We start from the raw sequence: 11,931 nt of genomic DNA, 5'->3' as shown, positions 1-11,931 counted from the left end.
GGCCTGCCCGAAGGGCCCTAGGAGCCGGGACCTCCGGCCTGCCGGCCCGCCGGCGGACCGCCTGTGATGCCCAGCAGCAGGGGCCCGGTCGGCGCCGTCACCAGGTCGTCCACGGTCAGCGGGTCCAGCGCGGCGAAGAACGCCTCCTGGGCCCGGCGCAGTGCCCCGCGCAGCACGCACGCGGAGCGCAGCGGGCACGGCGTCGCGCCCTCGCACTCGACCACGTCGTCCGCGCCCTCCAGCTCCCGCACCACCCCGCCCACGGACGCGGCGTGCCCGGCCGGGGTGAGCGCGAGCCCGCCGCCCCGGCCGCGCCGCGCCTCGACCAGGCCGAGGTGCTGCAGCCGCGCCACCACCTTGGCGGTGTGCGTGTACGGGACCTGCATCGTCGCCGCCACGTCCCGGGTGGTGGGGGAGTCGCCGCGGTCGACCGCGAGGCGCATCAGCACCCGCAGGGCGAGGTCGGTGAACCGGGTCAGGCGCATGGGGTCACCGTAGAAAACTTGCATCTGGGACGCAAATTAAGAAGGCGGTGGCGGCAGGGGTCGCCCGGCGGCGTATGGCCGGAAACCGCGGGTCCCGCGGCGCTCCGGACGTCCGGGGATGAACTCCAGAGCGTGCCCACATCTGTGCGATCCAGTCCCACCCATTTGTGTAATGGTCGCGTCACGCCCCCGCTGGAAGGCTGGCCCGGCATATCCATGGAGTGTCGAAGGGGAATGACATGTCGGTCCAGGCAGGTTCCGAATCCGAGGCGCAGGCGCTGCCGCAGCGCAGTCTCGCCACCTCGGCCGCACGGAACTTGGCAACCACCACCAAGTCCGTGCCGCAGATGCAGGAGATCACCTCCCGGTGGCTCCTGAAGATGCTCCCCTGGGTATCGGTCCAGGGCGGCACGTACCGGGTGAACCGGCGGCTGAGCTACGCGGTCGGCGACGGGCGCGTCACGTTCATCAAGACCGGTGACCGGGTCCAGGTCATCCCGGCGGAGCTCGGCGAACTGCCGCTGCTGCGCACGTACGACGACGAGGCGGTGCTCACCGAGATCGCCGACCGGTGCCGCCAGGTCGACTTCGCCGCCGGCCAGGAGCTGACCTCCTTCGGCAGCCCCTCCGACCAGGTCTTCCTCATCGCGCACGGCCGCATCGAGCAGGTCGGCCCCGGCCACTACGGCGAGGACACCGTGCTGCGCACCGTCGCCGACGGCGCGTACTTCGGCGAGGACAGCCTCGTCGACGACGAGTCCATCTGGGAGTTCACCGCCCGCGCCGTGACCCCCGGCACCGCCCTCGTCCTCACCCGGCAGGACTTCCGGCTGCTCACCGACCGCGTCGACTCGCTGCGCGCGCACATCGGCGAGATGCGCGCCCTCCCGGACCAGCGCACCAACCAGCACGGCGAGGCCGAGATCGACCTCTCGGCCGGCCACTCCGGCGAGCCCGTGCTGCCCGGCACCTTCGTGGACTACGACGCCCGCCCCCGCGAGTACGAGCTGAGCATCGCCCAGACCGTGCTCCGCGTGCACACCCGCGTCGCGGACCTCTACAACCAGCCGATGAACCAGACCGAGCAGCAGTTGCGGCTCACGGTCGAGGCGCTCCGCGAGCGCCAAGAGCACGAGATGATCAACAACCGCGAGTTCGGCCTGCTCCACAACGCCGACTACGAGCAGCGCATCCAGCCGCACGACGGCGCCCCCACCCCGGACGACCTCGACGCGCTGCTCGCGATGCGCCGCGGCTCGAAGTTCTTCCTCGCCCACCCTCAGGCCATCGCCGCCATGGGCCGCGAGTGGAACAAGCGCGGGATCTACCCGACCCCGGTCGAGGTGGGCGGCCACCACATCCCGGCCTGGCGCGGGGTGCCGATCTTCCCGTGCAACAAGATCCCGATCACCGACGCCCGCACCACCTCCATCCTCTGCATGCGCACCGGCGAGGACGAGCAGGGCGTCATCGGCCTGCATCAGCCGGGCCTGCCGGACGAGCTGGAACCGAGCCTGTCCGTCCGCTTCATGGGCATCAACGAGCAGGCGCTGATCTCCTACCTGGTCACCGCCTACTTCTCCACCGCCGTGCTCGTCCCGGACGCGCTCGGTGTGCTGGAGAACGTGCAGATCGGCCGGCTGAACTGAGCGCGCCCGTCGTCGAGGGGCGGGAGGCCGCGGCCGCCCTGCTCGACACCACCAGGGAAACGGTCGAACCGGAGCTGCGCCGGGCGGTCGGCGAACTGCCCGGCACGCTGCGCCGGGTGGCGGCGTACCACCTCGGCTGGGAGGAGGCCGACGGCACACCGGCCGACGGGCGCGGGGGCAAGGCCATCCGGCCCGCCCTGGTGCTCGCCGCCGCCGGGGCCCTCGGCGGCTCCGCCCGGGCCGCGGTGCGGCCCGCCGCGGCCGTGGAGCTGGCCCACAACTTCACCCTGCTCCACGACGACATCATCGACGACGACGCCCGGCGCCGCGGACGGCCCACGGCCTGGACCGTCTTCGGCATACCGGACGCCCTCCTGGCCGGGGACGCCATGCTCGCGCTCGCGCTGCGGGTGCTCGCGGCGGACCGGCACCCGGCCGGGGCGCGGGCCTCGGCCCGGCTCGCGGACTGCGTGATCGAGCTGTCCGCCGGACAGCAGGCCGACTGCGCCTTCGAGCGGAAGGCCGAGGTCTCCCTCGACGAGTGCCTGGCCATGGCCATGGCCAAGACCGGGGCGCTGCTCGGGTGTTCCTGCGCGCTCGGCGCCCTGTACGCGGGGGCGGGCGAGGAGGAGGTCGCCGCGCTGGACGCGTTCGGGCGGGAGGCGGGCCTCGCCTTCCAGCTCATCGACGACCTCATCGGCATCTGGGGCGACCCGGAACACACCGGCAAGCCCGCGGGCGCCGACCTCGCCGCCCGCAAGAAGTCCCTGCCCGTCGTGGCCGCGCTCACCTCGGGCACGGCCGCCGGGGAGGAGCTGGCCCGGCTGTACGCCGGCCCCATGACCGGGGACGACGTACGGCGGGCGGCCGAGGCGGTGGAACGGGCCGGCGGCCGCGACTGGGCCCAGGCCCACGCCGTGGACCGGATGGGCCGGGCCGTGCAGCAGCTGTCGCGCGCGGTGCCCGACCCGGCCGCGGCCGACGGGCTGCTGGCGCTGGCGGAGTTCGTGACGCGCCGCACCCGGTAGCCGTCGGGCGGTGCGTCTCCAGGGCCCGTCCGCAGGACCGTTTCGGTCATGCGGACGGGCCTCCGGCGTGCCCGGGATCCGGTCAACTCTAGGATCTGGTCGCATTGTTGACCGATTCGAGTACGACAGGTGGCGGTTGTGGCACTTCGGATACGACAGGCCGGCGCGGACGACCGGGACGCGGTGGCGGCCCTGCTGGACCGGGCCTTCCAGGAGGACCCGGTCAGCAGCTGGGTGTTCCCCGACCCGGCGCACCGGCGGGCCGTGCACGGGAAGTTCCTCGGGGTGTTCGTCGACGTGGCGCTGGCCGAGGGCTGGGTGGACCTCGCCGAGGACGGCTCGGCGGCGGCCCTGTGGCTGCGGGTCCCGGCCGGGGACCCGGAAGGCGGCGCGGAGGAGGACGACGTGCCGGCGCTGATGCGGCGGACCGCCGATCCGGACAACGAGCGGTGCGAGCTGGTGGGCCGGCTGACGGGCGCGGTGCACCCGACGGGCGAGGAGCACGCCTACCTGCTGATGATCGCGGTCGCCCCGGGCCGGCAGGGGCGGGGCCTGGGCACCGAGCTGATCGGGCCGGTCCTGGAGCGCTGCGACCGCGAGGGGCTGCCTGCGTACCTGGAGGCGAGCAGCGCCCGCAGCCGGGGGCTGTACGAGCGGCTCGGGTTCGCGTTCACGGGCACGGCGGTGCAGCTGCCGGACGGGCCGCAGATGTGGCCGATGTGGCGCAAGCCGAGGGGGTGACGCGCGGGCGGACGGAAACCCCTTGTGTGACCACTGCATGCGTAGTACTTTCCATGCAGTGGTCGCCGGAGGGGCGGCCGCGGAACCCTCGGAAAGAGGCTGCTCTTGCGCAAGCTCACGTACTTCATCGCCACCTCGGTCGACGGCTTCATCGGCGACCCCGAAGGCGACGGGAACTTCTTCTACCAGTGGGTGGGCGGCGAGTTCCTGGAGTACCTCAAGGCGGAGTACCCGGAGACGATCTCCGCCGCCGGCCTCGCCCAGCTGGGCGTCGACGCCTCGCAGGCGAAGCACTTCGACACGGTCCTCATGGGCCGCGGCACCTACGACGTGGGCTGGAAGCTGGGCGACGCCAGCCCGTACGCCCACCTCACCCAGTACGTCGTCACCCGCTCGCTCACCGAGGCACCCGACCCGGCGGTCACCCTCCTGCAGGGGGACGTCGCGGCCGAGGTGCGCCGGCTCAAGGCCGAGGACGGGCTCGGCATCTGGCTCTGCGGCGGCGCCGACCTGGCCGCACAGCTCGTCGACGAGATCGACGAGTACGTGATCAAGACCTACCCGGTCTTCGCCGGCACCGGCATGCCGATGTCCCGGGCCGGCTTCGCGCCCCGAGAGCTGGTCCTGGAGGACGTGCGCACCTTCGACGGCGCCGTCGTGGTCTCCCGGTACGCACGCAAGCGCTGACGGCTCCGCGGGCCTACCGTGGAGAGATGGGCGACGAGAAGCACCAGGCGCACCCGACGCCGGCGCCGCAGGCCGAGCACCCGTTCCGCTGCCCGGCCTGCGGACGGCCCGTGGAAACGGTGGTCCAGCGCCACAAGAGCCTCGCGGTCTTCGTCCCGGAGTGGCGGCCCGCCCCTTGCCGCAATCCGGACTGCCCGCAGTACGTGCCCGAAGAGGCAGCTGCCGAGCAGTGACCGCCGGACATGCGGGCAGCCCGGCCCGCCCGGACGGGCCGGGCGGGCCGGGCTGCGGACGTACCGCCTACTTCGCGAGGGCGGACGCGAGGCCGTTGCGCCACAGGTAGTCGACGCGGGAGCGCTCGGCCGAGTTCGGCGTGGCGTTCCGGCAGGAGGTGCCGGGGCCGCCGCCGGACATCAGCTCGCTGCACGGGCCCGAGTAGTGGTCGGGCAGGCCGAGCACGTGGCCCGTCTCGTGCGAGGTGACGCGGGTGGAGTCGTACTGCTGGTTCTGCCGGTAGTCGAGGAAGATGTACCCGCGGCCGTGGCCGTCGGTGCTCGCGTACGAGCCGCGCGAGTCGTTGCCCTCGTAGTACTGGAAGCTGGCCCCGGAGCTGACCTCCTGCAGCTTGACGTTGGCCACCGAGCTGTTCCAGATCTGGGTGCTGCGGGCGATCTGGGTGCGGAAGCTGGGGGCGTTGCGAGTGCTGTAGGTGACCGTGACGGCGAGGGCGCCCGGGTTGGCGGCGCGCTTCTCGGCCACCGACTTCATCACGGCCTGGAAGAAGGCCTTGTTCGCGGCCGCGTTCTCCTTCGACTGCTCGTACGCGGCGTACGAGGCGGCAGATCCGGCAGCAGCCGGTGCCGGGGCCGCGCTGGCCGCGGGGGCCGCGCCGATGGCGGCGGCCAGGCCGAGGCCGAGTATGGAGGCGAGCGCGGTCGTACGGGACTTGGGCATGGGGGGCTCCAAAGAGGTCCGGTCCAGCTGGGTCGGCTGGGTGAACGAGGCGGTCGTTCGGTACCGGAGTCTGGGGGAGCGGTCGGCTGCCGGGGATGATGTCGGACGGGGATAGCGCGGGGTTATCGCCCCGTTCCGGCCGACTTTCACCGGGTCGTCAACTGCCGTGAAAATGGCGGAAATCGATGGTTCGTCAGTGGCTGGTGCGACCCTGGGGGCCGACCTACCCTCGGCTCATGGAGCTGGAGGTGAGGCATCTGCGCGCGCTGTGCGCCATCGCGGAGACGGGCAGCCTGCACAAGGCCGCGCGGCAGCTCGGCGTGAGCCAGCCTTCGCTCAGCACGCAGCTGCGGCGGATCGAACAGGCGCTGGACGGCGAGCTGTTCCTGCGCGAGCGGACCGGGTGCCGGCCGACGCCGCTCGGCCGGCAGGTGCTCGGCCGGGCGCGGCCGCTGCTGGACGGCATGGCCGCGCTCGTCGAGGAGGCGCGGGCCGCCGCGCGCGGGCCGCGGCTGCGGATCGGGTCGACGGCCAGCCGGGCACTGCCGGGGTGGCTGCGGCGGTTACGGGAGCGGTTCCCGGGTGCGGAAACGACTCTGCTGGTGGACGTGTCGGCCAATGCGCTGCTGCGGATGGTCGCGGCCGGGCTGCTGGACGTGGCGTTCGTGCACGAGGTCGAGGGGTGTCCGCTGCGGATGCCGGCCGGGCTGGAGCAGCGGGTGCTGGTGGAACGGGAGCCGCAGTTCGTGGCGCTGGCGCGGGACCATCCTGCGGCGGGCCGCGGCGGCGAGGTGGACCTGGCGGAGCTGGCCGGGGACCGGTGGATGGTGGATCCGTCCGTGGACGGGGAGTGGGACGGGCTGCGGCGGGTGCTGGCGGAGGCGGGCTGCGAACCGGCCTTCCTGCACGGGGACTACCACACGGCGGCGTCGATGGTCGTGACGGGTGAGGCGGTGGCTCCGTGCCAGCCGACGTCCGTGCCGCGGGACGACATGGCGATCCTTCCCCTGCGGGGGGATCCGCTCGCGGTCCGGCTGCTGCTGGCGCATCGGCCGGCCATGCCGTATGCGGGGCTGTACGAGGATCTCCGTGCCTCCTATCGTGAGGCGGCCCTCCATCCGCCGGCGTACCGTGCCTGGCTCTACGGCCGGGGGCGCACGGTCCTGTCCGCCCTGTGACCCCGCGGGGCCGTCGCGCCCGCCCCGATCGCGGGCGCGGCTCAAAGACCCGGGGCTCCGCCCCGTACCCCGCGCCTCAAGCGCCGGCGGGGCTGGATTTCCGCCCGTGCCCCGATCGCGGGCGCGGCTCAGAGATTCGGGGCTCTGCCCCGTACCCCGCGCCTCAAGCGCCGGCGGGGCTGGATTTCCGCCCGTGCCCCGATGGCGGGCGCGGCTCAGAGGTTCGGGGCTCTGTCCCGGACCCCGTGCCTCAAGCGCCGGCGGGGCTGGGTTTCACCCGCAGTGTCCGGGCCGGGGGGAACTTCAGCCCGTCCGGCGTTTGAGGACCGGGGTTTGGGGCGGAGCCCCAAGATCAAGCCCCGCCGGCGATTGAGGCGCGGGGTTTGGGGCGGAGCCCCAAGGACCGGGTTCGCCGGGGTGGTCAGACGGCGGCGGTGAGCAGGGGGGTGCGGAGGGGGAGGGGGTAACCCTCCGGCTCCGGGGCGGGGGCGGCCATCCCCGCGGCATGCAGCAGCGCAGCCAGTGCACCGGTACGCGGATCGTGCGGCAGGGCGGCGAGCCGGGCGCGCAGACCGCGCTCGACGGCCCCGTCCGAGCCGGGCACCCGCCGTACCGGAAACGGCCCGCGCGCACCCGCGTCCGCGATCACCAGTCCCCGCCGCCGCAGGCTGTCGGCCGTGGCCCCGGCCGCCCCCGCCGCGTCCAGCGCCAGCCAGTCGCCGACGGACGGCCGGCGCCGCCGCTCGGCCCAGTCGTGGGCGAGCCGCAGCCGGCCGTCCAGCAGGCGGATCCCGGTCGGCGCGGTGTCGCGGACGCCGAGCCGGCCGCCGGCCACCGACAGCCGTCCGGCCAGGCTGAGTTCGACCAGCGTGCCGGCCGCCACCGCCCAGGCCGCCGCCGCCCGCTCCCGCTCGGTGCCGGACTCCTCGTCCAGCGCCAGCAGCATGATCTCCTCGCCCAGCGTGACCCGCATCGGATTTCCCCGTCCCCGTCGACATGACCTACGGATCAGGGGACGTACGGGATCCGGCCCTGGTTCCGGCCCTTGAGCGGCCTTCGAGCGCTTCTCAGCCGGCCCCGCCGGACGGGGTGCGGGTCAGCGCGACGGCGCCGTGCGCGGTGAGCAGCGCTCCGGCGGCGGCCCAGCCGGGGTTGCGCGTACGGGCGCCCCACAGCAGGAGGGGGACGCCGGCGGCGAGTTGGGCGGTGCCCAGCAGGCGCGGGGCGCGGAGCCAGGGGCCGAGGGGTCCGTGGTCGACGGCGTCGAACTCGGCCCGTACGGCGTCCCGCCAGCCCGACCATTCCACCCGCTCCGCGCCCGGTACGACCTTGGCCGCCTCGCGGAGCCGGTCGGCCGGCTCGCCCGGGCTCAGGCCCGGCGGCAGGGCAAGGCCGGTGCGGCCGAGGACGGCGACCAGGCCGGTCAGCCGGGCCCGGGCGTCGGAGGCCGGATCGGGCCGGGCCAGTTCCTCCAGCGCCGCCAGGTCGAACACCGGGTCCATGGCCAGCCGGGCCCCGAGCGTGCGCAGCGCGGCCGGGTCGCCGTCCGGGGTGCCGTCCGCGTGCCAGCCGTACCCGATGGTGCGCCGGAAGCCGGCCGCGAGCGCGAAGCCGGTGCGGCCGCCGTCCCACCACAGGCCCAGCACCGGCCAGTTGACGCCCACCGCGAGCGCCGTGGCCCAGCCGGTCAGCACCTCGTCCACCCGGTGCGCCTCCCCGTCCGGCGCACCGCCGGCCCGCCACGGCTTGTTCTGCGGGGTGAGCACGCTCCACCGCTCCCCGGCCGGGGCGAGCAGCAGCGGCTCGCGCAGCAGATGGGCGGCGGGGCGCACGGACGGCGGCTGGGCACGGCAGAGCAGCAGCCCGCCGGCGGTCGACATGGAGATCGGCATGCCCACACGCTAAGGCAAATCGCCAGAAAAGGAGCATTCCGGGCGCCCTTACCTTGACTTCACCTGACCGCGATATATCGTGTCTCGCACAAGACGCGATATGTTGCGTCGTGCCAGTCGAGTCCGGCCGCCAGTCGAGGAGGACCAGTGACGAATGCCCAGCCGACGTGGTCGGTGAGCGGACCGCGGAAGTTGCTCTTCGAGGAGCCGGTGACCGAGCTGTGCGTACGGCTGGTCAGCGGCGCTGTGAACGTGGTCGGGGCGGAGGTCCGGGAGGAGGACGGGACCGCCCGGCTGGAGGTTTCGGAGGTCGAGGGCCCGCCGCTCGCGGTCGACCTGGCCGACGGCGTCCTCACCGTCACCTATGAGGACCTCCAGTGGTCCGGCATCAAGAACTGGCTCGACGGCGAGGGCCGGCGCCGCTCCGCCGTCGTCTCCCTGACCGTCCCGCCCGGCACCCGGGTCCGCATCGGCGCCGTCGCCGCCACCACCGTCGTCTCCGGGATCACCGGCCCCGCCGACGTGCTGGCCGTGAACGGCGACGTGACGCTCGTCGGGCTGGCCGGCCCGGTCCGCGCGAACACCGTGACCGGCGCCATCGACGCCCAGTCCGTCACCGGCGGCCTCCAGGTCCGCTCGGTGTCCGGCGCGATCACCGTGGTCGACGGCGCCGACTCGGTACGCGCCGAATCGGTCAGCGGCGACCTGGTCCTCGACCTCGACCCGGCCGGCCGGCCGGCCGAGATCTGCGTGACCTCCGTGTCCGGCGAGGTCGCCATCCGGCTGCCGCACCCCGCCGACGCCCGGGTGGACGCCAACACCGCCGGCGGCACCGTCACCAACGCCTTCGACGACCTGCGGGTCTCCGGCCGGTTCGGCGCCAAGCGGATCACCGGAACGCTCGGCGCCGGCACCGGCAGCCTCAAGGCCACCACCCTCTCCGGCGCCATCGCCCTGCTGCGCCGCCCCGACACCGAACCCGGCAGCCCCGCCGACCCGCTCGCCCTCGACAAGAAGGTGCTCTGACATGCCGCCCGTCTTCGCCCACGGCCGTCTGCGCCTCTACCTGCTGAAGCTCCTCGACGAGGCGCCGCGCCACGGGTACGAGGTGATCCGCCTGCTCGAAGAGCGGTTCCAGGGCCTGTACGCGCCCTCCGCCGGCACCGTGTACCCGCGGCTCGCCAAGCTGGAGGCCGAGGGGCTGGTCACCCACACCACCGAGGGCGGCCGCAAGGTCTACTCGATCACCGACGCCGGCCGCGCCGAGCTGGCCGGGCGCAGCGGTGAACTCGCCGACCTGGAGCTGGAGATCCGCGAGTCGGTCGCCGAACTCGCCGCGGAGATCCGCGACGACGTCCGCGGCGCGGCCGGCGAGCTGCGCCGCGAGGTGCGGGCCGCGGCCGCGTCCGCCGGGGAGCGGCACGACGAGGGGTTCCTCGACAGCGAGGCCTGGCAGGCGGCGAAGGAGGAGCTGCGCCGGGCCAAGCAGGAGTGGAAGGAGCAGACCCGCCGGGCCAAGGACGAGAGCCGGCGGGCCCGCGAGGACGCACAGCAGGCGCGCCGGCAGGCGCAGGAGGCGCACGAGAAGGCCCGCGAGGACGTGCAGCGGATCGCGCGCCAGATGCAGGACCAGTTCACCCGGCTCGGCGTCCGGGACGGGTTCTCCGGGCTGACCTCGCAGCTGGGCGACCTGGCCCGGGAGGCGACGGCCTGGCTCGGCCAGGACCGGGACCCGGCAGGCGGCGCCGGCCGGGAGCCGGGCGCGGCGGACTGGGCGGCCGACGTGCCGCGGAGCGGGGACCCGGTGCGGGACCTGGACCGGCTGCTGGACCGGTTCCGCGACGACGTCCGGGACGCGGCCCGCGACCACGGGGTGAGCGCCGAGCAGCTCCGGGAGGCGCACGGGCACCTGGCGGGCGCGGCCGAGGCGCTCGGGCGGACCCTGCGGCCGGGCGGGCGTACGGGCTGACGGCCGCAGACCCGGCGAGCCCCGTCCACCCGGAGCGGACGGACGGGGCGCGCGGCGCACGGCGTACCGGGGCGGGGGTCAGACGGTCAGGACGACCTTGCCGAACAGGTCACCGGCCTCGACCTTCGCGAAGCCCTCGCGGGCCCGGTCCAGCGGCAGGACCTCGTCGATGACCGGCCGGACGCCGGTGGCCGAGCAGAACGCGAGCAGGTCCTCCAGCTCGTCCTTCGAGCCCATCGTCGAGCCGACGACCTTCAGTTCGAGGAAGAAGATACGGGTCAGCTCGGCGTGCGCGGGGCGGTCGCCGCTGGTGGCGCCCGAGATCACCAGGGTGCCGCCGGGGCGCAGCGACTTGACCGAGTGCGACCAGGTGGCGGCGCCGACGGTCTCGATGACGGCGTCCACCCGGTGCGGGAGGCGGGCGCCGGGCTCGAACGCGTCCAGCGCGCCGAGCTCCACCGCGCGGCGGCGCTTGGCCTCGTCCCGGCTGGTGGCGTAGACCCGCAGGCCGGCGGCCTTGCCGAGGACGATCGCGGCGGTGGCGACGCCGCCGCCGGCGCCCTGGACGAGGACGGAGTCGCCCGGGCGGACACCGGCGTTCGTGAACAGCATCCGGTAGGCGGTCAGCCAGGCGGTGGGCAGGCAGGCGGCCTCTTCGAAGGACAGCTCCTTCGGCTTGCGCAGGACGTTCCACGCGGGGACGGTGACCTGCTCGGCGAACGTGCCCTGGTAGCGCTCGGTGAGGATGGAGCGGGGTTCGTCGGGGCCGACGCCGTGGCCGCTCTGGCCGATCACCGAGTGCACGACCACCTCGTTGCCGTCCTGGTCGACGCCGGCGGCGTCGCAGCCGAGGATCATGGGCAGCTGGGCTTCGGAGAGGCCGACGCCGCGGAGCGACCACAGGTCGTGGTGGTTGAGGGAGGCGGCGCGGACGTCGACGGTCACCCAGCCGGGGCGTTCTGCGGGGGCGGGGCGCTCGCCCAGTACGAGGCCGTCCAGGGGGCGGTCGGGGCTGATGCGGGCGGCGTAGGCAGCGAACATGCGCCCAGACGCTACCGGCCGGTAGCCCGGTCGGCCAGCCCCCACCCCGGCTGTCCGCCCCGAACCCGGGGCTCCGCCCCGGACCCCGGCCCTCAATCGCCGGACGGGCTTGATTTCCCCGCCGGCACCCTCCGGCCCCGGAGGCGCACCCGGCCCCGCCGGCACCCCCCCCGGCCCCGGAGGCGCACCCGGCCGCGCCGGTACCTCCCGGCTTCGGAGGCGTATCCCGCCGCGCCGGCAACTTCCAGCCCCTCCGGCGGTTGTGGTGCGGGTCCGGGCGGAGCCCGGGGCCCGGCGCCAGCCGGGG

The 11,931-nt window shown here is 74.5% G+C and carries 13 protein-coding genes; 8 read left to right on the top strand and 5 right to left on the bottom strand.

Translation table 11 applies throughout. The features are described from left to right. Positions 1 to 17: 17 nt before the first annotated feature. On the bottom strand, positions 18 to 485 hold the full coding sequence (locus LG634_RS30725; protein WP_226738592.1) for an RrF2 family transcriptional regulator: 468 nt from the start codon (positions 483 to 485) through the stop codon (positions 18 to 20). Positions 486 to 724: 239 nt separating this feature from the next. On the opposite strand from LG634_RS30725, the gene LG634_RS30720 reads away from it, so the two are divergent. From LG634_RS30720 to LG634_RS30700, 5 genes are all read left to right on the top strand, one after another. Continuing rightward, positions 725 to 2,134, top strand: coding sequence for a family 2B encapsulin nanocompartment shell protein (locus LG634_RS30720; RefSeq protein WP_226738590.1), 1,410 nt, complete (start codon positions 725 to 727; stop codon positions 2,132 to 2,134). Further along, complete coding sequence (locus LG634_RS30715; protein WP_226738615.1) at positions 2,131 to 3,162, top strand: family 2 encapsulin nanocompartment cargo protein polyprenyl transferase; 1,032 nt, start codon at positions 2,131 to 2,133, stop codon at positions 3,160 to 3,162. Before LG634_RS30720 ends, LG634_RS30715 begins: the two co-directional genes overlap by 4 nt. A gap of 138 nt (positions 3,163 to 3,300) precedes the next feature. Continuing rightward, on the top strand, positions 3,301 to 3,903 hold the full coding sequence (locus LG634_RS30710; protein ID WP_226738588.1) for a GNAT family N-acetyltransferase: 603 nt from the start codon (positions 3,301 to 3,303) through the stop codon (positions 3,901 to 3,903). Positions 3,904 to 4,008: 105 nt separating this feature from the next. Further along, entirely contained in the window at positions 4,009 to 4,590 is a 582-nt protein-coding gene (locus tag LG634_RS30705; RefSeq protein ID WP_226738586.1) for a dihydrofolate reductase family protein, read from the top strand. 26 nt (positions 4,591 to 4,616) lie between these two features. Beyond that, on the top strand, positions 4,617 to 4,823 hold the full coding sequence (locus LG634_RS30700; RefSeq protein ID WP_226738584.1) for a hypothetical protein: 207 nt from the start codon (positions 4,617 to 4,619) through the stop codon (positions 4,821 to 4,823). A gap of 67 nt (positions 4,824 to 4,890) precedes the next feature. Here LG634_RS30700 and snpA read toward each other — a convergent pair whose 3' ends face one another. Further along, positions 4,891 to 5,544 carry a snapalysin gene (gene snpA, locus LG634_RS30695; RefSeq protein WP_226738582.1) on the bottom strand — a complete coding sequence of 218 codons (654 nt, stop codon included), beginning with the start codon at positions 5,542 to 5,544 and terminating at the stop codon, positions 4,891 to 4,893. Positions 5,545 to 5,780: 236 nt separating this feature from the next. Here snpA and LG634_RS30690 point away from each other — a divergent pair, with 236 nt between their 5' ends. Then, positions 5,781 to 6,722, top strand: a complete 942-nt coding sequence (locus LG634_RS30690) for a LysR family transcriptional regulator (RefSeq protein WP_226738580.1) — start codon at positions 5,781 to 5,783, stop codon at positions 6,720 to 6,722. Positions 6,723 to 7,143: 421 nt separating this feature from the next. Here the strand turns inward: LG634_RS30690 and LG634_RS30685 are convergent, their stop codons facing one another. Both LG634_RS30685 and LG634_RS30680 read right to left on the bottom strand, forming a co-directional pair. Continuing rightward, positions 7,144 to 7,695, bottom strand: a complete 552-nt coding sequence (locus LG634_RS30685) for a GPP34 family phosphoprotein (RefSeq protein WP_226738578.1) — start codon at positions 7,693 to 7,695, stop codon at positions 7,144 to 7,146. A gap of 94 nt (positions 7,696 to 7,789) precedes the next feature. Then, positions 7,790 to 8,614, bottom strand: coding sequence for a hypothetical protein (locus LG634_RS30680; protein WP_264203812.1), 825 nt, complete (start codon positions 8,612 to 8,614; stop codon positions 7,790 to 7,792). Positions 8,615 to 8,761: 147 nt separating this feature from the next. On the opposite strand from LG634_RS30680, the gene LG634_RS30675 reads away from it, so the two are divergent. Beyond that, positions 8,762 to 9,640 (top strand): DUF4097 family beta strand repeat-containing protein, encoded by an 879-nt coding sequence (locus LG634_RS30675; RefSeq protein WP_226738576.1) that lies wholly within the window; start codon positions 8,762 to 8,764, stop codon positions 9,638 to 9,640. 1 nt (position 9,641) lies between these two features. After that, positions 9,642 to 10,583 (top strand): PadR family transcriptional regulator, encoded by a 942-nt coding sequence (locus LG634_RS30670; protein ID WP_226738574.1) that lies wholly within the window; start codon positions 9,642 to 9,644, stop codon positions 10,581 to 10,583. 78 nt (positions 10,584 to 10,661) lie between these two features. On the opposite strand, the gene LG634_RS30665 is transcribed toward LG634_RS30670, so the two are convergent. Further along, entirely contained in the window at positions 10,662 to 11,624 is a 963-nt protein-coding gene (locus LG634_RS30665) for a zinc-binding dehydrogenase (protein WP_226738573.1), read from the bottom strand. Between the last annotated feature and the right edge of the window lie 307 nt (positions 11,625 to 11,931).

Source organism: Streptomyces bambusae, from assembly GCF_020532645.1.
In the GTDB taxonomy this organism is placed as follows: Bacteria; Actinomycetota; Actinomycetes; order Streptomycetales; family Streptomycetaceae; genus Streptomyces; species Streptomyces bambusae.
This window is presented reverse-complemented; position numbering and strand designations above follow the sequence as displayed.

Excerpts from the sequence above, each read along its gene's own strand:
- snpA (WP_226738582.1), bottom strand. The coding sequence starts at position 5,544 with ATGCCCAAGTCCCGTACGACCGCGCTCGCCTCCATACTCGGCCTCGGC.
- LG634_RS30670 (WP_226738574.1), top strand. The coding sequence starts at position 9,642 with ATGCCGCCCGTCTTCGCCCACGGCCGTCTGCGCCTCTACCTGCTGAAG.
- LG634_RS30685 (WP_226738578.1), bottom strand. The coding sequence starts at position 7,695 with ATGCGGGTCACGCTGGGCGAGGAGATCATGCTGCTGGCGCTGGACGAG.
- LG634_RS30700 (WP_226738584.1), top strand. The coding sequence starts at position 4,617 with ATGGGCGACGAGAAGCACCAGGCGCACCCGACGCCGGCGCCGCAGGCC.
- LG634_RS30720 (WP_226738590.1), top strand. The coding sequence starts at position 725 with ATGTCGGTCCAGGCAGGTTCCGAATCCGAGGCGCAGGCGCTGCCGCAG.
- LG634_RS30725 (WP_226738592.1), bottom strand. The coding sequence starts at position 485 with ATGCGCCTGACCCGGTTCACCGACCTCGCCCTGCGGGTGCTGATGCGC.
- LG634_RS30690 (WP_226738580.1), top strand. The coding sequence starts at position 5,781 with ATGGAGCTGGAGGTGAGGCATCTGCGCGCGCTGTGCGCCATCGCGGAG.
- LG634_RS30680 (WP_264203812.1), bottom strand. The coding sequence starts at position 8,614 with ATGCCGATCTCCATGTCGACCGCCGGCGGGCTGCTGCTCTGCCGTGCC.
- LG634_RS30665 (WP_226738573.1), bottom strand. The coding sequence starts at position 11,624 with ATGTTCGCTGCCTACGCCGCCCGCATCAGCCCCGACCGCCCCCTGGAC.